The organism is Bacteroidia bacterium (genome assembly GCA_026932145.1).
Classification (GTDB): Bacteria; Bacteroidota; Bacteroidia; order J057; family JAIXKT01; genus JAIXKT01.
The window spans coordinates 319,649-344,073 of sequence record JAIXKT010000007.1; the positions used below are offsets into that span (position 1 = coordinate 319,649).

Here is a 24,425-nt window from a genome sequence, read left to right on the forward strand (position 1 = left end):
TAGATTAAGGCTTTGGCTCATCTGAAATCAATGAGTATTCTGCTTCTTTATTTTGTTTATAGTAAAGTGGTATATTTTTTCCCTCAAATAGCTTTCTGATGTCCATTAGCTTTGTTGTTCCTGCTTCGATTTCGTAGTTTTTTTGCTCCGTCTCAATGTTAATCGTTATATTGGTGCTAAATTTTGCCCCTTTATTGTGCAGCTTAATTGCTTTTATATCATCATAACTAATTTCCCACTGGGTTTTTCGGAACCAATAGAGATTACTTTTTAGCGTTTTGCCATCTCCTTTATAGATAGTTAATCGTATAGCTTGAATTAAAAACGGTACAAAAATCCCGATTTTTACCATCCATTCAAACAACGATGTCTCTTCGGATTCAGGGTTTTCTCTTGGAAAAAATGTAACAAGAAATATCATTACCAAAAAAAGTAGTGCTAAAATCAGATAAACATAAGATAATACAAGGTTAAAACTTCTAATTTCCCAATGGTCTTTTTTGTGATGTATCATATAAGTGAGCTAATATTGTTTTTTAAAACCACTTACGGTGTAAGAATACTAATTTTATCATTGATAATGAGCAAGTTGCAATATACACTATAAGTCCGCAAATTTAGACAAAGAACGAATAAAAGGAAGATATTGTTCCTTTTATGTTGAAAAACAGAAGGTGTTTTTTTGTGATTAGACATAAAGACAATATTGATTTCAGAAGTGTAAAAGAAAATCCGTTGCCTGACAATCGTCATCAACACATCTTGATTGATGAAACCATTGAATTAACTGGTAATCAAACAAAAAACAAATACACTAAGAAGCTACGAAGGATTGCTGTATGGGATGCGGAAAACAAACAAGAGATAGAGCTCATTACCAATCAATTTACTTGGACAGCAAACACGATTAGCGAGCTTTATAAGGCAAGATGGCAGGTAGAAATATTTTTTAGAGAGAAAGCAGCTACTCCATATAAAATCTTTTATAGGAACATCCGAAAATGCGGTTATGATACAAATATGGACTGCGTTAATAGCTATTCTCGTCCTAAAGGCACTTAAAGCAATGGCTAAATATCCTTGGTATTTATCAAATTTAGTGGCTTTCATCAGGCTGAACATCTTTGTTAAAATTAACCTCCAAAATTGGTTAGACGAACCATTTGTCGACCCTGAGCCTCCACCTAAAATACTATACAGGGGTTCTTTTTTTTAACGTGAGAAAAAACAGCACGTATTCCAATGGATACCTTAGATTTTTATTGTTAGAAAATTGTTTAGGATACTATTGAAAAAATATTAAAAATATGTAATATTTAGTAGGAATTACAAAAATAAAATAGCTAACTTTACCAACGAGTTACAATGTCATCGAATAGGTTAGCAAGTAATTCATTAGCACACTTTTTCGTTGGGCTAATGAAAGCGGATGGAGGGTTATCTATTTCTGAAGAAGAAAAGATAGAGATTTTGATTTATAAAATGCGTCATCATTTACCTGGTAATTATGAACACACGATAGAACAAACTAGGGGGATTCGTCATGCTGAAGAATACGCATCGTGGGTGCCAGGCGAGCATTTAGAAAAAGGGTTGGAATTTTTAGATAAGTTTGTTGCAAGTGGTGGAGCTGAGCCAGACCATTTTACGGGCATCATGGAAACATTGGAAATTATCATGGAAGTTGGCTCAATAACTCCGGGCGAAAAAGAATATATTGATAGGATGCACCGCGAGTTTACCCAAAAATATATTAAGTAAGTTCTTTTTTTAGTTTCTTTGCTGCATGAATATAATCGTTCCCATGGCTGGTTTGGGCAAACGACTCAGGCCGCATACATTATCAACACCCAAACCGCTTTTTCCGATAGCCGGCAAAACCATTGTCCAAAGATTAGTGGAAGATATTGCCAATATTTATCAAGGTGATATTCAGGAGGTTGCCTTTGTTGTAGGTAAGTTCGGCACAGAAGTAGAAGATAATTTGCTGTCAATAGCGGCATCATTGGGAGCTACCGGTAAGATTTTTTATCAGGAGGAGGCATTGGGAACTGCCCATGCAATTTGGTGTGCCCGTGAATGTTTGGTTGGCGAAACCATCATAGCTTTTGCAGATACATTATTTCGAGCAGATTTTTCCGTAGATAAATCCAAAGACGGAGTTATCTGGGTGCACCCTGTAGAAAACCCACGTAACTTCGGCGTAGTTACACTCGATAACACTGGAAACATTGAGCAATTTGTGGAAAAACCGGAAAATTTTGTTTCTGATTTAGCAATCATCGGAATTTATTACATCAAAGACGGAGACACCCTAAAAAAAGAAATCCAGTATTTGTTAGACAATAAGGTTCTGAACAAGGGAGAATATCAACTTACAGATGCCTTAGAAAATTTAAAATCAAAGGGATACAAGTTTGGGCCGGGAGTCGTAACTGCTTGGATGGATTGCGGCAATAAAGAAGCTGTTTTAGATACAAACCAAAAAGTGCTAACTTTTGACAAAAAGTCTGTCTGTATTTCCCCAAATGCCAAACTAACGAACTGCGTAATTATTGAGCCTTGCTTTGTCGGTAAAGATGTTGAAATTCAAGATTCAGTTATTGGGCCTTACGTTTCCATAGAAGCAGGAACAAACATCCATAATGCGGTTATCAAAAACAGTATTATCCGAGAAAAAAGCCAAGTAAACGGCCTTTTTTTGCAAGATAGCATTGTAGGAAGACATACTTGTGCCGCAAAAGACCCCGGAGTTTTAAACTTAGGAGATCACACAAGTTTGTGAATCAGTTAGTTAATCGGAGAGTTGCTCCCAAAAGCTAAATAACGTTATAAAACTTACCCCGACCTGTCTTTCTAATATAGATTCGGTGAGCATTGCAACCAAAACAACACTCCAAAAGGCTAACTTTCGGTAGGAAATTTTTTTGCCTCTATATCCCCAAAAAATAATATTAACTAAAAATAGTATTCCTACCAAACCAAGCCCAACTCCGGTTTCAATCCATTGATTATGAAAGTCATGCAGATAGCATTCTGGTTTCATATTTACTTGGTTTTGGATATATTTTTCCTGTAAAACGTATTTTGCGTCTCCATTTCCGACCCCTAACAATGGGTTTTCACGAAAAATTTGCCATCCTATTTGCCAAGTTGCTAAACGCATGGACACCGAACGCCAGCTAATATCCCCTCCGGTTTTCCAAATACGAATATCTTCTTGGGAGTTCCAAATACGTTTATTGAATGAAGTACTTGTGTAGTAAGCTATTACAGGAGTTATTCCCAAAGAAATAAGTCCTAAGATTGCCCATTTCCAGAGTTTTTCTCGGAACATCCATACCAGTAATATTAAGCCGATAGCGGCATATAAAGCAATAAGCCCCGTTCGGGCTGCAAAAATGTGAACACAGCAAAATAGAAAACAACATATTCCCAAAGCTACCCAACGAATAATTTTATCAGAATTTTTTCTAAAATGATAAAATGACAAAATAACCGCCCAAGCCGCCAACATACTGAAGTAGATATGAGACATTTTTGGCTTTATCGGAACTTCTTGAGATTGAGCTACTAACTCGTTAATCTCCTTGTAATGAAGAAAGTAGTTTGTTAATGTAGCTACTGCTGAAACCATAACGGCAGCTAAAAAAGTGAGTTCTACCCACGTTCGCTGTTTTGAAGATAATTTTTGTACCGCAATCCAACCCAATGGAACCAGCAAAAAAGGTAGCTTGATTCTGATTTCTTCCTGAAAATCATCCAAATGCGTTTCCTGAAAAAAACCAATTAACAAAACCACATAAAAAGCTATCCAACTAATAAACAATGGATTCCATAGTTTATTTTTTTGTATTTTGAGCAAGCCAAGCAAAGCAATTCCACCAACACCGATACTGATTAGTGCCGGAGATAAGGTTAAACCTGCTACAATACTGAATGAAAAAATAAGTGTTAATGCAGTATAAAGATTACTATTTAAAAATTTTGAAAACAAAGTATCGGTGCGTTGGAACACAAAAGTAGTAATCTTGCTAAATTTTCAATGACTTAGTTTCAATATAATTGAATTATATTTTAGCGTTTAAGTTGGTATGCTATCCAATTACGGTAAAAAAACATTTTGTAAATTTGCTGATTAAATTCTTTTTGTAAATGGAGTTTCCGTCCCAGTACCTTGGTGAAGCTGTAAAACAATTATCGCAATTACCCGGTATTGGTAAAAAAACGGCTTTACGCCTTGTTTTGCATATTTTAAATTTACCGGAATCTACTGTTTCTGGCCTTGCACAGTCGTTGATTCAACTGAAAACGTCTTTGCTGCGTTGTTCTCGTTGTAATAATATTTCTGATACGCAGATATGCAGCATTTGCCAGAATCCTCGACGGATACAAAACCAGATTTGTGTTGTTTCAGACATCCGCGATGTGTTGGTTATAGAGCAAACGAATCATTATCATGGATTATATCATATTTTAGGCGGAATTTTAGATCCGTTGGCGGGAATAGGACCTGATAAATTATTCATAGAACACCTTCTCCAAAGATGCCAAACAGAGCCTATTCAAGAGATTATTTTAGCATTAAATTCTGATTTAGAGGGAGATACGACTGCTTTATATGTTGCCACAAAAGTTCGCCAAGTTTCTTTAGATATTCGTATATCAAATTTAGCGCGGGGCGTGGCTTTCGGTGCTCCACTTGAATATGTTGATGAAATCACCTTAGCACGTGCATTGCAACAAAGAACAGATTATTTGCTCCCATTATCCAACTCATAATATGCTGCTGTCCATTGTAATTGTAAACTATAATGTAAAGCATTTTTTAGCACAAACACTAAATTCTGTTCAAAAAGCTATTCAAAATATTGAAGCAGAAGTATTTGTAGTTGATAATAACTCGGTAGATGGTAGCACTGCATTTGTTCAAGAAAAGTTTCCTTGGGTAAAACTAATAGCCAGCACGGAAAATTTAGGATTTTCTAAGGGAAATAACTTAGCTATTCGGAGAGCTTTAGGGGAGTATGTTTTACTCCTAAACCCGGATACAGTTGTTGAAGAAGATACCTTCCAAAAAATTCTGGATTATTTAGACAAAAATCCGGATGTAGGAGCATTGGGAGTTCGTATGATTAACGGAGAGGGTAAATTTCTACCAGAATCAAAACGTTCAATACCAACTCCTTGGGTTGCATTTAATAAGATATTTGGCTTATCCAAACTTTTTCCTAAAAGTAAGCGATTTGGAAAATATCATTTAACATATCTTCCTGAGAATCAAACAAATGACGTAGAGGTATTATCCGGTGCATTTATGATGCTTCGGAAAAAAGTCTTAGATGAGGTTGGCCTCTTAGATGAAGATTATTTCATGTATGGCGAAGATATAGACTTGTCTTATAGGGTTTTAAAGGCAGGCTATCGAGTTGTTTACTTTGCAGATACACGCATTATTCACTACAAAGGCGAAAGTACTAAGAAAGGAAGTTTAAATTATGTAGTTGTTTTTTATCAGGCGATGCTCATTTTTGCGCGTAAGCATTTTTCTGGAGGGAGGCAGTCTGTATTTTTAGGAATTATTCAGGCTGCTGTATTCATACGGGCGGCATTGGCGATTTTTAGGCGGGTTATTTCATCAATAGGTTTGGCTGTTGCAGATTTTACCGGCTTTTTGCTGATAGCATTATTGGTTAAAGATATATGGGAATATTTTGTGCATCTGCCTAATGGCATTCCGTATCCGGCGGTATTTTCAACGATAGTAGCTCCTTTGTATGCGTTTATTTTTACGGCACTATTATACCTAACCGGCGGGTATCGCCGGCCTTATCAACTGCGTTCCATCACTTTTGGTGTCTTGTTAGGCTTTATAGGTATTGCTACACTCAGTTTCTTGTTTCCAGATATTAATTTTTCTCGGGGGATTGTCTTTTTTACGGCAATAGGAGCCTTTATGAGTAGCTCTTTATTCCGGATGTTAGATAGTTATTTTCGGTTTGGAGTTCCTTTTTTTACGGAAAAGGTTCACCAGAAAGTAGTGCTTGTGGGAGATGCACAAGAAGTGCAGCGTGTTTGGCAACTGTTGAAGTATGATATTAAATATCCGGCAGATATTATTGGTTGGGTACATACTGAGTCTCAGACAATTCCGGCCTTAGAGTGGCTTGGGAATTTAGCACAACTTCCTGAAATTTGCCGGTTTTACAACTTAGATGATTTGATTTTTTGCAACAAAAGCCTAACAGCCCAGCAGATTATGGAATGGATGCAGGTGCTTGCTCCAATGGGTGTGAATTACAAAATCGCTCCGGCAGATGGTAACTATCTCATCGGGCCAAACATCATTTTGATGGGTAATCATAGCTATGAATATTTTAGGATTAATAATCAGGTAATTAGCTTACAGAAGAAGATTTTTGATTTGGTGGCCGGCCTTATCTTGTTATGTTTATTTCCGGCTATTTTTTGGGTATTTCAGTCTCCGCAGTTAGCTTTAAAACAACTGTTTTTTACATTAATTGGTCGCTTTCATATTGTTTCGTTTACGAACTTAAATAACCCCAAACTCCCTAAGTTGAAACCCGGCTTGCTGACGCCGGCAGTAGCTTCTTCGTTTCCTAACCGTTTAACACAGCAAGAACTTGATGACCTTGATTTAGATTATGCTTTACATTACTCATTGGGCTTAGATTGTAGAATTTTTGCCAAAGGATTTCGGCATATAGGCGATAGATCTGTTTTATGAAAAAAGATTTACACTATTGGGCTGTTTTTTTACTGTGGGGTTTTCTGGTGAATAACACCTTTGGGCAAATTATAGAGCCGATTCGGGTAAAGTTTGGAGGGTCTATCGGAGCCGGTGGGCTGCACGCTTTTTTTCAACCCAGTGCAGACGTTCATTGGCGTGGTGCCTCCCTGAGATTAAGTGCCGGAACTCATTACATAGGAATAGGTTACAGCCAAAAAATAGGATTTTACAGACCCATTCTCTGGTGGAGAAAACCCACCAGACGGCTCGATAGACCAATATTTCTATCATTTAACTATTTAGAAGACTACTGGTTAGCTAACAAAACTCCCAGAGGCACCCCCAGACGAGATAGAGATATTTTTATGCTCCTTGCCGGCGTTCATGCAAACTTAAACTATGTTGGGTCGGTTTACTTTCAGGTAGCTTTTGGAGCTATGTATCTCATTGAAAAATACAATCCAGTACTCGGAAAACCTATTAAAAATATCCATATCATAACCCCCATGGTAGAAGTTCGTCTTGGCGGAATCATCGTGAGCCATAAAACTCATGATAGAAAACCCGGATATGGTAAGACTATTTTAATAAAACGAATACCCACTCGGCACCGAATTTACCGATAAGCATTCAAATGGAAACCTTCGCAGAAAAAGTAATTGACTTCAACCGTAATTTACATTATACAGGCAAACTTCCGGCAGGCTTTCAAGTAATGAACCCATATATGGATAATCTTGAAACCATAAAGGTAATGCAACAATTTTACCATAAGTATTATAATGATAATATACGGCGTAAATTTATTATAGGAATAAACCCTGGTCGCCATGGCGCAGGAATAACCGGAATCCCATTCACAGATACGAAACGATTAGAAAATAGTTGCGGCATAAAAATGACTTCAGCACATACACACGAAATCTCTTCTGTATTTGTGTATGATATGATTGCTGATTATGGCGGAACAGATATGTTTTTTAAACACTTTTATATCAACTCTCCATTCCCATTAGCGATTATACGAAAAACAGAAACCGGAAAATACTTAAATGCAAATTATTACGATGATTCAATACTCTTTGAAATGCTGAAAGAGTTTATGATATTGTCATTAAAAAAACATATTAATTTGGGATTAGATACAGATAGAGTTTTTGTTTTGGGAAAGAAAAATGCCGATTTTATTCAACAATTAAATAATGAAGCAAATTTATTTAACCAAATTGTGGTATTAGAACACCCAAGATTTATCCAACAATACAAGTCAAAAGAAAAACAACAGTATATCAACAAATACCTACAAGCCTTTAATAGCTACGTAACCCAAGAAGGATAGACCTTTTCTGCAATAAAATTCTCTACTTTTAAATTAATTTTGGTTACCTTTACCAGCGTTGAGTGCTGACAGATTCGTCGGGTAATTAATATAATTACATTCACAAACCCTTAAATCTTTTTTACCGAAAACCAACAATCATTATTGGCAACCACAAAACACTACTAATAAGATATACTTTACTTTTTTTGTGATTTTTATCACTAAATAGTGTGATACAATACATAGTTTAGTATAATAAAAATTAAGAACTTAGTGTAAATTTTTAATAATCAACCATTAATTTTTTTATATGGAAATACCATTTAAATTCAGGAATATAGCTTTGGCTATTTGTATGTGCATCGGTGCAACGTCTTGTAAACAAGATGGCAAAGGCACTACCGATTATGCGAGTATCAAAATTCAGGGCGGGGAGGCTGTGCAGGCAGAGCTAACCTCACCACCACTTGTCCCCAAACCCATTGGAAATAGACCAGCTCAAAAGCTGAGAGTAGATTTAGAAATTATCGAAAAAGAAGGAGAATTAGATAATGGTGTAAAATATGTCTTTTGGACTTTTGGCGGAACTGTTCCAGGTTCTTTCATACGTACCCGTGTAGGCGATGAAGTAGAGTTTCACTTAAAAAATCATCCCAATAATAAATTACCGCATAATATTGACTTACACGCTGTTACGGGTCAAGGTGGCGGTGCTGAAGCTTCTTTTGTAGCACCGGGTCATGAAAAAGTTTTTGACTTTAAATTGATAAACCCGGGATTATACATTTATCACTGCGCAACAGCTCCGGTAGGGATGCACATCGCTAACGGTATGTATGGCTTGATTTTGGTAGAGCCGGAAGGCGGCCTACCCCCTGTGGATAAAGAATTTTATGTGTGCCAAGGCGACTTCTATACTGCCGGCAAGCACGGAGAAACCGGCTTGCAAGCATTTGATATGCAAAAAGCCTTTGATGAAAAACCCGAATACGTTGTATTCAATGGAAAAGTTGGCTCTATAGTCGGCGAAAATGCCTTAAAATGTAAAGTAGGCGAAACCGTAAGGCTCTTTATCGGAAACGGAGGCCCAAACCTCGTATCTTCTTTCCACGTTATCGGAGAAATATTTGACAAAGTTTATATCGAAGGCGGAAAACATATTAACGAACAAGTTCAAACAACATTAATCCCTGCTGGTGGAGCAGCTATCGTAGAGTTTAAAGTGGAAGTTCCCTCTAAGTTGATCTTAGTAGATCACTCTATATTCAGAACCTTTAACAAAGGATCTTTGGGAATGTTAGTCGTTGAAGGAGAGAAAAATGAGCATGTATTTAAAGGAGTTGTTACCGAAGGTGTTTACAACCCCGAAGGCGGTACAATCCACGAAACCCCAAAACCAGAAGAGTCAGGTAAGCCTGCAAAGGTTCTATCAAAAGCAGAAAAAATAGAGGCAGGAAAGATTCTCTACTCTAAATCATGCTTTGCTTGCCACCAAAATGACGGAGCCGGAATACCTAATGCTTTCCCGCCATTAGCTAAGTCTGACTTCTTAAATGCAGATAAAGACCGCGCTATCAACATCGTATTAAAAGGCTTAACAGGCGAAATTACCGTAAATGGTAAAAAATATAACAGCGAAATGCCTGCCCAAAAATTAACCGATGAAGAAATAGCCAACGTATTAACGTACGTCTATAACTCATGGGGAAATAATGGTACAGAAATTAAATCAGAAGACGTTAAAAAAGTACGAGCTAAATAAAAGCTAAAATCCAATAAACGTAACCGGGCGTAAACTAAATAGATTATGAAAAATATCCTTGTCGTTCTATCACTGTTCCTATCAAATGTTCTTTACAGCCAAACAAAAATGAACCTGATTAAAGGGGGAAGTTACAAACCGTTTTTTGGCTCTACAGAAACACCAGATGTTCAGGTTCAGGATTTCTATCTGGATGTTACCCCGGTTACTCATCAACAGTTTGCGGAGTTTGTCAAAAACAACCCAAAATGGCAAAAAGGAAATGTAAAAAAAATATTTGCCGATGAAAACTACCTTAATGGTTGGGCATTGCCGAATACCGCACCAGCCGAGTTTAGCAACAAACCGGTAAATTATATTTCTTGGTTCGCCGCTAAAACCTACTGTGAATGTCAAGGAAAAAGATTGCCAACCCTTGAAGAATGGGAATACGTAGCAATGGCAAGCCCCAAGAAGCGAGATGCCCGAAAAGATAGCCTGTTTATCAAAAAAATCCTAAGTGGCTATGAAACCCCCAAAACATATCTCTTTGATATAGGAAAAACAGAAGCCAATATCTGGGGAATCAAAGACTTACATGGAGTTGTTTGGGAATGGGTCTATGACTATAATTCGGTTATCTTAGGCAACGAATCCAGAAAAAGACGTGAAGATAACGCTGACTTTTGTGGCGCCGAATCAGTAGGAACTACTGACCTAATGAATTATGCCGCATTTATACGCTTCGCACTTCGCGCTAGCCTAAAAGCAAACTTTTGTATCGCTAATCTCGGTTTCAGATGCGCCAAAAGTATCCCCACAAAAACACCAAATCTGTAATTTAATTCAACGTGAAAACTATTATAACTTGCTTATTATTAATCGGAAGTTTAGCTGCTTGTAAAAAAACTGCATCTACTCCAGAAAAACAAACCATTAGTGAACTATCTATCTACAACTTAGAAACAGAGTGGGAAAACCAAGAAGGAGAAAAAATACAGTTTAAAGACCTACAAGGAAACGTCTTAGTAGTAGTGATGATTTACACATCCTGCAAAGCTGCCTGCCCAAGGCTGGTAGCCGACATGAAAAATATCCAGAAAGCAGTAGGAAAATCATCTGGAAAACCTATCCGCTATGTGTTGGTTAGCATTGACCCCAAAAAAGACACTCCCCCAAAATTAAAAGAATTTAGTATCGAAAACAACATGACAGATTCCCATTGGCTGTTTTTACGCGGAACAGAAGAAACAACCAGAGAATTTGCAAATACCTTAGCCGTTAAATATAAAGAAATTTCTCCCATAGACTTTTCGCACTCAAATATTATCAGTGTCTTTGACGAAAATGGCGATATGAAGTTTCAGCAAGAAGGACTCGGATTGGACAATAAAGAAATTGTTAAAAAAATCCAACAAACTGCTGGAGGTGAACAAAAGACTACTTCTTAGAAAGAAAATTATTTAAGGATATAAAAAAAGATTGCCAGAGTGATTCAAATCACTCTGGCAATCTTTTTTTAGCATAATCATCGTAATAATTCAAAATGATCCATAATTTAGCTTATTAATTGCATATTAATACAACCAAAAAGCCATTTTGGCATTTTCGGAAACATAAATCAGTCATTTTGGCTTGTTTGTGCGTTGTTGCATAAAGTTTGTAATAAAGGCACCGGAGAAAAACACTATAATTATGAATTTTGATCAATATACAGTCAAGTCAAGGGAGGCACTTCAACAAGCTGCCGAAATTGCCAGAGAAAAACATCAGCAAGTCGTAGAACCCGGGCATCTACTTTTAGCCTTGCTTAAATCGGAAGATACCTTAGTGCCGCATATATTTCGTAAAATGGAGGTTAATATTCCATTCCTCGCATCCAAAACCAATGAACTGATAGACAAATATCCAAAAGTTAGCGGTGCCTTTGGCGGGCAGCATTTCGGTAATGACCAATTTAAGGTCTTAGAAATAGCCAACCAAGAAGCCGGTAAGCAAAAAGATGAGTTTATCACCTTAGAGCATATCTTATTAGGATTATTATTAGCCGATAATTCCGTTTCCCGCCTCTTAAAAGACCAAGGATTACAAGAAAAAGGGTTGCGCCAGATAATAAAAGACTTACGGGGCAACAAAACCGCCACAGATTCAAATGCAGAGGATAAATTCAATACATTAAAACGTTATTGCTTGAACCTGAATGAATTAGCACGTGATGGTAAGCTGGACCCAGTAATTGGCCGTGATGAAGAAATCCGCAGAGTGATGCAAATTCTATCCCGCAGAACCAAAAATAATCCAGTCTTGATAGGGGAGCCTGGGGTCGGAAAAACCGCAATTGCCGAAGGAATAGCCCACAGAATTTTACAAGGAGACGTTCCCGAAAACCTAAAAAGTAAAATAATACTTTCGTTAGATATGGGCGCTTTGCTCGCAGGCGCAAAGTATAGAGGTGAATTTGAAGAAAGACTAAAAGCCGTAGTAGCAGACGTTACCGCCGCAGAAGGAGAGTATATCTTGTTTATTGATGAAATCCACACATTAGTAGGTGCCGGAAAGGCTGACGGAGCTATGGATGCCGCAAATATCCTGAAACCAGCCTTAGCCCGAGGAACCCTCCGAGCTATAGGAGCTACAACCCTCGATGAATATCAAAAATATATCGAAAAAGACAAAGCCTTAGAAAGACGCTTCCAGCCAATTTATGTAGATGAACCGGATGCCCAAGATGCAATCTCTATTTTGCGAGGACTTAAAGAAAAATATGAAATTCATCACGGCGTTCAAATTACCGATGCCGCTATTATCGCTGCCGTAGAGCTTTCACAACGTTATATCAATGACCGCTTTCTGCCGGATAAAGCCATTGACTTGATGGATGAAGCCGCAGCCCGCCTTCGACTCCAAATAGATTCTTTACCCGAAGAATTAGATGAATTAGAACGCAAAATCAGAACCCTTGAAATTGAACGTGAAGCTATTAGAAGAGAACAAGACGAGAAAAAAATCCATGAACTCTCAGAGCAAATTACAAACTTAGGCGAAACCAGAGACGCACTTCGTGCCCAATGGACACAAGAAAAAAACCTGATTCAGCAGATCCGTGAAGCACAAGCTACCATAGAACAGCTCCGGGCAGAAGCAGACCGCGCCGAACGCGAAGCAAACTGGGGAAAAGTAGCCGAAATACGATATGGCAGAATCGCCGAACAAGAACAGCGAGTAAAAACACTGCAACACGCCTTAGGTGAAATTCAAGGAGAAACCAGAATGTTACGCGAAGAAGTTGATAGTGAGCAAATTGCAGAAGTAGTAAGTAGATGGACAGGCATCCCCGTTCAAAAAATGCTGGAATCCGACAGGCAGAAACTCCTGCACATCGAAGATGCCTTGCACAAAAGAGTAGTAGGCCAGTCAGAAGCCATTGAAGCTATTGCGCACGCCATCCGCAGAAACGCTGCCGGCTTAAATGACCCCAAAAAACCAATCGGATCATTTATATTCTTAGGATCTACTGGAGTTGGAAAAACAGAATTAGCCCGCGCCCTCGCTGAATATCTCTTTAATGACGAACAAGCTATGGTGCGTATAGACCTCTCGGAATACCAAGAAAAACATACCGTAAGCCGCTTGATTGGTGCTCCTCCCGGATACGTTGGCTACGAAGAAGGCGGACAATTAACAGAAGCCGTCCGCAGAAGACCTTACTCCGTTATCCTTTTAGATGAACTCGAAAAAGCACATCCGGATGTATTTAATGTATTACTGCAAGTCCTTGATGATGGCCGACTTACAGATAACAAAGGTAGAACTGTCAATTTTAAGAACACCATCATAATCATGACTTCAAACTTAGGTGCTCATCTTATTGCAGAGCAATTTATGCATCTGACGGAAGACAATCGGGATAAAATCACCGCAAAAGTACGCCTCGATGTATTTGAATTGCTTCGCAAAACACTCAGACCGGAGTTCCTGAACCGAATTGATGAAGTAATACTCTTCACCCCGCTCAATAGAGAAGAGCTTTTAGAAATCGTTCGTATTCAAGCAGATATACTCACTAAACAAGCTCTACAACAAGATATTTCGGTGTCATTTACACCAGAGGCTTTGGATTGGCTTGCCCAACTTGGCTATGACCCACAATTAGGTGCAAGACCGCTTAAAAGAGTGCTTCAAAGAAAAGTAATCAACGAATTAGCAAAACAAATTCTAAGTGGCCAAGTATCAAAAGATACTCATATAGTTATTGGTTATGAGCCAAATAGCGGAATAACTTTTAATAATTCAGTAGTTCTAAACGAAGTAAAATAATTTATAAAAAAAACAACGTCAGTCGGAAATTTAAAATATTATTTTAAATTTCCGACTGACGTTTGTATATTTGGCTAATGAAATACTGTTGGCTATTTTTAAGTTTATGGATATGCTCCGCGAGTACTTCGGTGTATGGTTGGGGCTTTTGGGCGCATCCACGCATTAATCGCTTGGCTGTTTACACGCTGCCGCCGGAAATGTTGCCATTTTTCAAAGCGAACATTGAGTTTATATCTTTACATGCCGTAAAACCCGATGAACGTCGCTACGCCGTGGACGGGGAAGCTCCTAAGCATTACATAGACTTAGACCACTACGGTAAACTGCCATTTTCAAATTTCCCTAAAAAATGGCAAGACGCTACTCAAAAGTATTCCGAAGACACTATTTTGGCCTATGGAACTGTGCCTTGGACAATCCAACAGGAATATAGAAGACTGATTCAAGCATTTAAGGATAAAAATGCAGATGCAATATTGCGTATTTCATCAGAATTAGGCCATTACATTGCAGATGCTCACGTTCCTTTACATACAACGGAAAACTATAATGGCCAGTTTTCTGGCCAGTACGGTATTCACGGTTTTTGGGAATCCAGACTGCCGGAATTATTTGCCAATAATTATGATTTTTTCTTAGGCCCGGCTTATATGGTCGAAGACCCACTGGCAGAAGCATGGAAAGCAGTTTTGGAAAGCCACACCGCATTGGATTCTGTATTTCAATTTGAAAAAGACCTTACCCAGAAATCTTCAGAAGATTTAAAATATAGCTTTGAAACCAGAAATAATGCAAATATGAAAGTCTATTCTGTCCCTTTTTCTAAAATGTATCATGCTATGCTTGGCGGGCAGGTAGAAAGAAGGATGCGAATGGCTATTCTTAGGGTAGGTTCTTTTTGGTATTCTGCGTGGTTACAAGCCGGCCAGCCAGACCTTAACTCACTCATAGACCCAAGCCGTAAATTACAGGAAGACAACTACGAGAAAAAGCTAAAAATCTTAGATAGAGAAGCTGCTCGCCTTTGGAAAAACGAACGCTGGGCAGGATGCTGTGCTACCTCCTTGAATCACTCTTGCCACCGAAACGCACTGAAACCCGAAAGAAAATGGGCTAATATTCTGAAAAAAACCTTTACAGACTAAATGCAAAGCCTACCAAAACTTCACCTCATCACCGATACAAGTACCCAACAGAGATATAATCATTTTGAACTCCTACAGTTCATCCCGCAAGATAGCAATATCGTTATTCAATTTCGAGAAAAACAATTTACTTCAGAAAAATATTCTCAGTTAGAAAAAGCATATAATTTTTGTATTGAAAAAAAAATTCCGCTAATTATCAATGATTATGTGTCTATCTGCGAGAAATTTGAGAATACCGGAATTCATGTAGGAATAGAAGATACTCCTTTAGATGAAGTATGCAAACGCCTACCCAATAGGCTCATTGGAGCTACTGTTCATAATGAAGAAGAATTATACATAGCTCAAAGACAGCCTGTTAGCTATATTGGCGTGGGGCCAATATTTGCCAGTTCATCTAAAAAAATGGCGTTACCACCTATGGGTTTGCAGGGATTAGCTTCTTTTTGCCCAAAAACTTCCATACCGGTTATCGCTATTGGTGGGATTACAGAAAAAACAGCTTATGAGGTTTTGGCATCGGGCGCGTACGGAATCGCCATAATCGGTGCATGGTGTCAGGCATCTAATCCGGGAGAGGTTATATCAAAATTCCTTCGTATCATAAATGATTATCACGCCACTAAAGATACCTGATGTAATAAAATTATCTTATTAATAAATAGAAAAATATAAAAGTAGCTGATAATAAGATAGTTGATTTAATAACAGCTACTAAATTCTAATCATTAAGGTATGTTAATGCTGTGTAAATTTTAAATGATTTAATACTAAACAATTGCAAATTATATCCGCAAAAATAGGTAGATATTGCCCTTCATGAAATAACTTTGTAAAATTGTTCACAGAGGCAGTTTAGTTTTTAACAAATGTTCTTAGGGAAACGAGTTTATTTTATGGGAATCGGCGGAATCGGAATGAGTGCTTTAGCAAGGCACTTTCGGCATCTTAATTATGAGGTTTCCGGATACGACAAAACCGAAACAGCAATTACCCGCTCTTTAACCCAAGAAGGTATTGAAGTTTTTTATGAAATAGATATTAAGCATTTGCAGGAGATAAATGCGGTTATTTACACTCCAGCAATACCGGTAACTAATGAAGAGTTTGTTTATTGCCAAGAATATAACATTCCGTGCTACAAGAGGTCAGAGGTAATTGGCTGGATTTCAAAGCAGTATAAGACGATAGCTATTGCCGGCACACATGGTAAAACGACTGTTTGTAGTATGGTTACTACATTGTTGCGCGAATCAGGAATAACTTGTTCCGCTTTTGTCGGCGGAATTATGCTAAACTATGACTCTAACTATCTTTCAGGAGATTCTCCCTATTTAGTAGTTGAGGCTGATGAATATGACCGTTCATTTTTAACCCTTTCACCAAAATTTGCTGTTATTACGGCTGCCGATCCAGACCATTTGGATATTTATCATACCCACACAGAGTTTCGGGCAGCTATGGAAAAGTTTGCCAACCAAGTTACGGATACCCTCCTTACAACACCGGCAGTTTTAAACTCCTTTAAGCAAGAATTAAAGCCAAAAACGTTGATTTTTAGTAAAGAAAAAGAATCTACTATTTCATTTTCTAATTTACGTCCGGCTAAATGGGGCATTTATTTTGACTATAAGTCGGCAGACGTTTTCTGGCCGGATATTTTTCTGCCTATTCCGGGAGAGCACAATGTGTCAAACTCGGTTGCAGCAATCTCTATTGCTCGGTTGTTAGGGCTTTCAGAAAACCAAATACGGGCAGCATTATCTACCTATAAAGGTGTGAAACGTAGATACGAACTGCATTATGCACACCAAGATGTTTACTTGATTGACGACTATGCACACCATCCGGAAGAGCTACGCGCAGTTATTGAGGCTACCCGAAAACAGTTTCCAGAATATACAATCAATATTATTTTTCAGCCGCATTTATTTACCCGTACACGAGATTTTGCTGCTGAATTTGCTTCTGTGCTCTCCTTAGCCGATGAAGTCATATTAGTTCCTATCTATCCTGCAAGGGAGTTATCCATACTTAACGTTTCAAGCGCACTTATTTATCAACAAATCCAGCATGAGCATAAGCATAACCTAACTTTGCCGTCCCTTATTGAAGTATTGATGCAAGTTACCAAGCCTAAGTCAGTTTGTTTAATAACCGGTGCCGGCGATATTGATTTGATGATACCCGAAATGATTCATGCACTCAGTATAAAGTTTGGGAAACAAACATCAGAAGCATCATGAAGCAGTTGTTTTCACCTACTTTGAAGTACATTGGCTTGTCAGTTATAGCCATTCTTTTGATGGGCAAGAGCCAAATGGTTCAGTCTAACAAGATTTGTAAAGACGTAGTAGTTGAAATTTTACCCGGTGAAAATAATTTTTTCTTAGATATAGATGGGATTCGGGCAGAAGTAGGCGCATCTTCTGATGTATTAGGCCAACGAATCAGAAACATCAGTTTGCACGAAATGGAAAGTAAACTGGAACAGAATGCTTTTATTGAAAATGCAGAGGTTTGGATTGATAATTTAGACAATCTACATTTACAAGCGAAGTTTCGTGAACCTATAGCAAGGGTTATAGGAGCACAAGGTCAGGATTTTTATATTGATAAAAACAATCTAAAAATGCCGATTTGCCCAAATTTTTCGGCTCGCTGCATCTTAATCCGCGGATATTTTCAAGAAGAAGTTCAGGATAGAGATACCTTACGGCATCCATATCTGCGCGAAATGCTTCCTATTATTTACTTTTTGACCCATGAACCACTATTTAACGCGATGGTCTCTGAAATTGTTATTGACAAAAATGGAGAATATCGTCTTTTACCTCAATTGGGTAATATGGAGATTTATTTTGGGAAAGCAGATAGGATTACCGAAAAATTTAATGTGCTATTGCGGTTTTACAAATATGTAATCCCCAGAGTAGGCTGGGATTATTATACAAGTTTAAACTTATCTTACGAGAATCAAATTATTGCGACTAAAAATAACCAATCATAACCCCAAAAATTAACGAAAAAATATATAATATGAGTAAAATTGTCTGCGGATTAGATATTGGCAGTACCAAAATATGTGCTATTGTTGGGCGGCTGAACGACCTTGGCGGCATTGACGTGCTTGGAATAGGCCATGCACCGTCTGACGGCGTAAAACGCGGGATTGTCGAAAACATAGATAAAACAATAGAAGCAATCAAGCAAGCAGTTCGTGCTGCTGAACAACATTCTAACGTTGAAATTAAATTAGTTCATGTAGGAATTGCCGGAGAGCATATCAGAAGTAAGCAACACAAGGGAATTATTACACTAAATAACCCAGATGCAGAAATTACTGCTTTTGATGTAGCACGGCTACACGAAGATATGCACAAAATATCCATTCCGGCAGGTAATAAAATAATTCACGTTATCCCGATAGAGTATTGTGTTGATAATCAATATAGTATTCGTGAACCTATTGGGATGTCCGGAGTTCGTTTAGAAGGTAATTTTCATATCATAACCGGCCAAACTACCGCTATCAAGAATATTTTTAGATGTGTTAAAAAAGCTGGCCTTGAAGTAGAAGACTTGATTTTAGAGCCTATTGCCTCAAGCCATGCGGTATTAACCGAAGACGAAAAAGAAGCCGGCGTATGCTTAGTAGATATAGGAGGAGGTACTACAGATATTGCTATATTTGAAGACCATGCGATACGTCATACCGCCATCATCCCATTCGGTGGAAATATTATTACAGAAGATATTAAAGCCGGCCTCAGCATTATGAAAAGGCAAGCCGAAAAACTCAAAATAGATAGCGGCTGTGCATTAGAATCAGCCATAACCAGAGATGAAATCATTATAGTACCGGCTTTGGGGGATAAAGAACCCACAGAAATCCGTAAGTCTATTCTTGCCCGAATTATTCAGGCAAGACTATCCGAAATATTTTATGCTGTTCACCGAGAAATTGAAATCGCTGGATATAAAAGAACAAAGCTACCCGGAGGCATTGTAGTTACCGGCGGCGGATCGCAAATGGCACATTTACGGCAATTAGTTGAATATATTACAGGAATAGATTGCAGAACCGGATATGTTCAAGAACATATAAGTAGAGGTTTTACCTCAGAAGTCCGTAACCCAATGTATTCAACCGGTATGGGGCTTGTTATTTATGGCCTAAAACATAACCCAATCATTAGTGAAACCAATATAGAGAGTTTAAATCAAGATAGCATAAGCGGCGGGCAGGATAACTTACTGTTATCTACACTTTCCCGCCAAAAACAAAAAGTAACAGCAGCAGAAGAAGTTGCAGAACAAAATCAACCGGAGAATAAAAAAGCCGGATTTTTTGGCAAAATTCGCGGCTTTTTAGAAGATACAGTTTCAGGCGCAAATCAATTATTAGACTAAGTTATGGCAATAGATTTTGCTTTACCCACTTCAGATAGTTCGATAATTAAAGTTTTCGGAGTAGGCGGCGGCGGAAGTAACGCTGTAAACAATATGTTTACAAAAGGAATTAAAGGTGTTGAGTTCTATGTCTTTAATACAGATATACAGGATTTAAACCGTAGCCCGGTTGTAAATCGGGTAGCTTTGGGGGCGAAATTAACCAATGGTTTGGGGGCTGGTTCAAAACCCGAAGTTGGGAAAAATGCTGCCTTAGAAAGTGTTGATGTGATTCGGGAAATCTTGAAAAAAAGTGATACCCGCATGGTATTCATCACTGCCGGTATGGGAGGCGGAACAGGAACCGGTGCTGCGCCGGTTATCGCTGCCTTAGCCAAAGAATTAGGAATACTAACCGTAGGTATCGTAACGACCCCATTTTCTTTTGAAGGCCCGTGGCGTACCAACCTCGCTAAAGCAGGCATAGAACAAATGGAACGGTCAGTAGATACGCTTATCGTCATCAACAATCAAAACCTTCTTAAAATCAGTTCACGCGGTCTTAAACAACGTGAAGCCTTCATAATGGCAGACAAAGTGCTTTGTGATGCAGCAAAAGGAATCTCCGAATTAGTTACCGGCAGCGGCTACATTAACTTAGACTTTGCTGATGTTGAAACAATTATGAAAGATGGCGGTACTGCTATCATGGGCACAGCTACTTTTGAAGGAGAAAATAGAGCAATCCAAGCTATTGAAGAAGCCCTAAATTGCCCGCTCCTCGAAAATACAGAAATTAACGGTGCAAGTGGCGTATTGATAAATATCAGCGCATCCGAAGAATCCTTAGCCTTGGACGAAGTTGATGTTATTATGGATTATGTCTATAAAGCTGTTGGAGAAGATGCCAGAATTATATTCGGAACTGTCTATGACGAAACTATGCAGGATAGACTTGCCGTAACAATCATCGCAACCGGATTTAATAAAAAAAAAGACGAATTACCGCTACCCAACTCCAAATATTCGAATAAATCCCTCTTAGATTCATTATCTACCCAAAAAGAAGATTTTCAAAATAATATTCCAAAACACTTAGAATCACCGTCTTATAATCGAAACTTTTTGGCAGAGCCTCTAAAGTACCCGGAAACAGAACCTATTGCAGAACACTTAGTTCCCAAAGTAAATCCGGTTATAGAAGAAATTCAGGCCAGTAAACCACCTCAGATAATATCAGAAACTCCTCCCGAAAAACCGGCAAAAAACATCATCCAAAAGTCAGAACCCGTTGAAAAACAGGATATTCCGGTATTTCCCCAAAAACAGGACTTAGACATAACGATAAAAGAAGAGATTGTTATAGCCGGCATTAATAAAAAGAGTTTGGACACCACATTCACCACTTTAAGCTATCACAGTACAGAAGACTTAGTAGAGTTTGAAAAACCTGCTTATCTACGCTATAATCTTCCATTAGAGAAAAGAGAACGGTCTCCTAACATCTATTCTACATTTTCTATTAGTGAAGATAATGAAGGCGGATGCGGCCTAACCAATAATAGTAACCCAATTATTTACCGAAGCCCTGATTAACAATAAGATACTCTGATTTAAACAGGGTATCTATGATTATTTACTAAAAACAATTTTAAACAAACCGCGCAGTTCTCCTTGCGCAAAGCCTGTAGCTTTGTCATTTGGATATAGTTTTTGAAGCGTTTCTTGCACGTCCGGTTGAAGGTCTTGACCCAGTTTTCCATGGCATTTTAAGCAAGTAGGCATCGCAATTACGATGGGAGAATAAAAAATAGTTTGGCTACCGTTGGCTTTTAGGGTAGGAGAGAGAGTACTTCCAGCATTTATTTGCGAGATATATCGGTTGATTAGCTCTGATTCTGCTGCGTTCGCTATATTATTGGGATTTCGGTTTCGGTGGGAAATGCGGCTTATCGTAACTTTTTCTTGTTTAGAAATACTATCTGTGGTGGGAATTGCCTGAACAGAGCAATATTTAATTGCCTGACTGGGGCCATTTTGCTGGACTTCGGGAATCAATTTGCTCATCAGCGCGGCAGTTACCTGCTGGGTGATTGCCGTTCCACGTTGAATAAACGTTTGCTTTTGGGCTTCGGTTAGATTTTGATTTGATTTACAGGAAGTTAAGTATCCTGAGAGTGCTAAAAAAGCGATAAAACCTATTTTTAAAAAAGTATCCATAAATTTAAGAGTGAGTTTTTTAAAGAAAATATGATATTTTTTAGGAAACTTTTAAAACAAAAAAAGTTTCTTTTGTTTTAATTCTCGGAACCAATTTAATTTGCATTTGGTTTCCTTATACTGATTTTACGTATGTTATTTTTTCGTTTTCGGGTTATATTTTTTCTTTTATTTTGTCTATTAACTGTGTATTCTGATGTTCTTGCACAAAAATACACTATTTCAGGATATGTAAAAGACGCTAAGAACGGAGAAGAGCTAATTGGAGCTTCTATTTTTATAGTGGAGCGTAACACGGGAGTTTATACCAATGAATATGGTTTTTACTCAATTACTTTACCAGCAGGAAGTTATACATTGTTGTATCGTTATGTTAGTTTTCAAGAACAAAAGAAAATTATTGAATTAAATAAAAATCAGCAACTTAACATTGAGCTTTCCGGCGAAGGAAGTGTGGTAGAAGATGTGGTTATTGAGGAAAAACGCAGCGATATAGATATTAAGGATCCAGGGATGAGCGTTTTAAGTGTGGATGTTGCGAAGATCAAGACTGTACCGGTTTTATTTGGGGAAACAGATATTCTAAAAACGATACAACTTTTGCCAGGGATTCAAACGGCAGGTGAAGGAAGCACCGGTTTTAATGTACGGGGAGGAGGAACAGACCAAAATCTAATATTACTTGACGAAGCAACCGTTTACAATGCCTCTCACTTAATGGGTTTTTTTTCTGTGTTTAATGCAGATGCAATCAAAGATATTGACGTTTACAAGGGTGGGATTCCGGCAAAATATGGAGGCCGGTTGTCCTCTTTGTTAGACATTCGGATGCGAGAGGGAAACTTAAAAAAATATTCCGGAACCGGAGGCATCGGAACTATAGCCAGCCGATTCACGTTTGAAGGCCCAATCGTTAAGGATAAAGGCTCTTTTATAGTTTCTGCCAGAAGAACTTACGGAGATTTATTTTTAAAATTATCTCCCAAAGAGAGTATTCGGAAGAACCAATTGTATTTCTATGATTTTAATGTTAAAGCAAATTACCGCATCAATGATAACAACCGTATTTTTTTAAGCGGTTACTTTGGCAGAGATGTGTTTAAATTTGGAAACGCATTTAAGTTTGACTGGGGTAATGCAACGGCAACTGCCCGCTGGAATCACCTATTTACAGAAAAACTATTTTCTAATATCACGCTGATTTATAGCAACTTTGATTATGGATTTGGCGTTAATTTTTCTGAATCTCAAAACTTTACGGCTATTTCTCGTATTCAAGATTATAGTATTAAAGGAGATTTAAGCTATTTTATTACTCCTAAGCATAAGCTGTATTTTGGGGCAATTTCTACCTATCATCGTTTTAATCCGGGTGCTATTAAGCCGTCTGGTGATATTTCGATAGTAAACTCAACCCAAATGGACGTTAAAGATGCCTTAGAAACAGCTATTTATGGTGATTTTGACTTTAAGATAAACGACCGTTTTGCCGTGAGAGCCGGCTTACGAGGGACTATATTCCATAACTTTGGTCCCGGTACAGAATATACATACAACCCCAATAACCCCGCAGATATAGACACCCTTAAATTCAAAAGGGGAGAACTCATTAATTCCTTTGTTGGGCTTGAACCGAGGGTTTCTGCTGCCTATAATTTTAATGAAAATCAATCTATTAAAGCATCTTATGGCAGAACGTTGCAATTCGTTCATCAAATTTCAAATTCTGCTACTACACTGCCCGTTGATGTCTGGATGCCAAGCGGATACCATATCAAGCCCCAAATAGGCGATCAGTACGCAATAGGCTACTTTATTAATTTTAATAAAATGTTCGATGGCTCTATTGAAACATATTATAAGTTTATGCAAAACCAAATAGATTACCGAGATGGAGCCAACTTGTTTTATAATGATACGTTAGAGCGGGAGCTTCGTGTGGGAACGGGGCAGAGCTATGGCGTTGAGTTATTTTTTCGGAAAAACACCGGAAAGCTAAATGGCTGGATTTCATATACTTTGGCAAAAACAACACGTACTATTCCGGGAATTAACAACGGAGAGACTTACCCTGTTAAGAATGACCGCCGCCATAACTTATCCATTGTAGCTTCCTATAACCTGAATAAACGCCATGCTTTTGGTGCTACGTTTGTACTTATGTCCGGAACTCCAGCAACATTTCCAGTTGGTAGCTATATCTACGATAATCGTTTGGTTCCTGTGTATGGCTATCGTAACCAATATCGTATGCCGGCGTACCACCGTTTGGATATTTCTTATACGCTTTATAGTAAAGAGAAACCCAATCGAAAATGGTCTCATTACTGGAATTTCTCTATCTACAATGTTTATAATCGCGCTAACGCTTATTCTATCACTTTGAGAGAAAAGGATACCGCAGATAGACCTATATTTTATGATCCTCCCACAAATACAAACCCACCGCCACCCCCAGTTCTAAAAAGCGAAGCGGTTAAGGTTACATTGTTTAAGATTATTCCTGCTATTACTTGGAACTTTCAGTTTTAA

21 protein-coding genes are annotated in these 24,425 nt (G+C 38.1%); 18 read left to right on the forward strand and 3 right to left on the reverse strand.

What is annotated here, in order from left to right:
- Positions 1-4: 4 nt before the first annotated feature.
- Positions 5-514, reverse strand: a complete 510-nt coding sequence (locus LC115_02510; protein ID MCZ2355553.1) for a hypothetical protein — start codon at positions 512-514, stop codon at positions 5-7.
- 143 nt (positions 515-657) lie between these two features.
- On the opposite strand from LC115_02510, the gene LC115_02515 reads away from it, so the two are divergent.
- The 3 genes from LC115_02515 to LC115_02525 all read left to right on the forward strand — a co-directional run bounded on the left by LC115_02515 (position 658) and on the right by LC115_02525 (position 2,785).
- Positions 658-1,062 (forward strand): transposase, encoded by a 405-nt coding sequence (locus tag LC115_02515; GenBank protein ID MCZ2355554.1) that lies wholly within the window; start codon positions 658-660, stop codon positions 1,060-1,062.
- A gap of 303 nt (positions 1,063-1,365) precedes the next feature.
- The gene (locus LC115_02520) at positions 1,366-1,761 is read left to right on the forward strand and encodes a hypothetical protein (protein ID MCZ2355555.1); all 396 of its coding nucleotides are present in this window, start codon (positions 1,366-1,368) and stop codon (positions 1,759-1,761) included.
- Positions 1,762-1,786: 25 nt separating this feature from the next.
- Positions 1,787-2,785 carry a nucleotidyltransferase gene (locus LC115_02525; protein MCZ2355556.1) on the forward strand — a complete coding sequence of 333 codons (999 nt, stop codon included), beginning with the start codon at positions 1,787-1,789 and terminating at the stop codon, positions 2,783-2,785.
- A 9-nt stretch (positions 2,786-2,794) separates the two neighbouring features.
- Here the strand turns inward: LC115_02525 and LC115_02530 are convergent, their stop codons facing one another.
- Positions 2,795-4,018 carry an O-antigen ligase family protein gene (locus LC115_02530; GenBank protein ID MCZ2355557.1) on the reverse strand — a complete coding sequence of 408 codons (1,224 nt, stop codon included), beginning with the start codon at positions 4,016-4,018 and terminating at the stop codon, positions 2,795-2,797.
- A gap of 137 nt (positions 4,019-4,155) precedes the next feature.
- Between LC115_02530 and recR the strand changes: the two genes are divergently transcribed.
- From recR to ftsZ, 14 genes are all read left to right on the forward strand, one after another.
- On the forward strand, positions 4,156-4,782 hold the full coding sequence (gene recR, locus LC115_02535) for a recombination mediator RecR (GenBank protein MCZ2355558.1): 627 nt from the start codon (positions 4,156-4,158) through the stop codon (positions 4,780-4,782).
- Position 4,783: 1 nt separating this feature from the next.
- Positions 4,784-6,748 carry a glycosyltransferase family 2 protein gene (locus LC115_02540; protein MCZ2355559.1) on the forward strand — a complete coding sequence of 655 codons (1,965 nt, stop codon included), beginning with the start codon at positions 4,784-4,786 and terminating at the stop codon, positions 6,746-6,748.
- A complete protein-coding gene (locus tag LC115_02545; GenBank protein ID MCZ2355560.1) occupies positions 6,745-7,377 on the forward strand; it encodes a hypothetical protein in 633 nt (210 codons plus the stop codon). The genes LC115_02540 and LC115_02545 overlap by 4 nt, the downstream gene beginning before the upstream one ends.
- 8 nt (positions 7,378-7,385) lie before the next feature.
- Complete coding sequence (locus LC115_02550; GenBank protein MCZ2355561.1) at positions 7,386-8,090, forward strand: SMUG2 DNA glycosylase family protein; 705 nt, start codon at positions 7,386-7,388, stop codon at positions 8,088-8,090.
- A gap of 337 nt (positions 8,091-8,427) precedes the next feature.
- A complete protein-coding gene (gene nirK / locus LC115_02555) occupies positions 8,428-9,834 on the forward strand; it encodes a copper-containing nitrite reductase (protein MCZ2355562.1) in 1,407 nt (468 codons plus the stop codon).
- Between the two features lie 42 nt (positions 9,835-9,876).
- A complete protein-coding gene (locus tag LC115_02560; protein ID MCZ2355563.1) occupies positions 9,877-10,653 on the forward strand; it encodes a formylglycine-generating enzyme family protein in 777 nt (258 codons plus the stop codon).
- 20 nt (positions 10,654-10,673) lie between these two features.
- On the forward strand, positions 10,674-11,264 hold the full coding sequence (locus LC115_02565; GenBank protein ID MCZ2355564.1) for an SCO family protein: 591 nt from the start codon (positions 10,674-10,676) through the stop codon (positions 11,262-11,264).
- Positions 11,265-11,508: 244 nt separating this feature from the next.
- Positions 11,509-14,130, forward strand: coding sequence for an ATP-dependent chaperone ClpB (clpB, locus tag LC115_02570; GenBank protein ID MCZ2355565.1), 2,622 nt, complete (start codon positions 11,509-11,511; stop codon positions 14,128-14,130).
- 77 nt (positions 14,131-14,207) lie between these two features.
- The gene (locus LC115_02575; GenBank protein MCZ2355566.1) at positions 14,208-15,278 is read left to right on the forward strand and encodes a zinc dependent phospholipase C family protein; all 1,071 of its coding nucleotides are present in this window, start codon (positions 14,208-14,210) and stop codon (positions 15,276-15,278) included.
- A complete protein-coding gene (locus LC115_02580; protein MCZ2355567.1) occupies positions 15,279-15,917 on the forward strand; it encodes a thiamine phosphate synthase in 639 nt (212 codons plus the stop codon). It begins immediately after the preceding gene.
- 233 nt (positions 15,918-16,150) lie between these two features.
- Entirely contained in the window at positions 16,151-17,527 is a 1,377-nt protein-coding gene (gene murC, locus LC115_02585; protein MCZ2355568.1) for a UDP-N-acetylmuramate--L-alanine ligase, read from the forward strand.
- The gene (locus tag LC115_02590; GenBank protein MCZ2355569.1) at positions 17,524-18,291 is read left to right on the forward strand and encodes a hypothetical protein; all 768 of its coding nucleotides are present in this window, start codon (positions 17,524-17,526) and stop codon (positions 18,289-18,291) included. The genes murC and LC115_02590 overlap by 4 nt, the downstream gene beginning before the upstream one ends.
- A gap of 29 nt (positions 18,292-18,320) precedes the next feature.
- Positions 18,321-19,694 carry a cell division protein FtsA gene (gene ftsA / locus LC115_02595; GenBank protein ID MCZ2355570.1) on the forward strand — a complete coding sequence of 458 codons (1,374 nt, stop codon included), beginning with the start codon at positions 18,321-18,323 and terminating at the stop codon, positions 19,692-19,694.
- 3 nt (positions 19,695-19,697) lie between these two features.
- Positions 19,698-21,269 (forward strand): cell division protein FtsZ, encoded by a 1,572-nt coding sequence (gene ftsZ / locus LC115_02600; protein MCZ2355571.1) that lies wholly within the window; start codon positions 19,698-19,700, stop codon positions 21,267-21,269.
- Positions 21,270-21,305: 36 nt separating this feature from the next.
- Here the strand turns inward: ftsZ and LC115_02605 are convergent, their stop codons facing one another.
- Positions 21,306-21,893, reverse strand: coding sequence for a DUF3365 domain-containing protein (locus tag LC115_02605; protein MCZ2355572.1), 588 nt, complete (start codon positions 21,891-21,893; stop codon positions 21,306-21,308).
- Positions 21,894-22,079: 186 nt separating this feature from the next.
- Between LC115_02605 and LC115_02610 the strand changes: the two genes are divergently transcribed.
- Entirely contained in the window at positions 22,080-24,425 is a 2,346-nt protein-coding gene (locus LC115_02610; protein MCZ2355573.1) for a TonB-dependent receptor, read from the forward strand.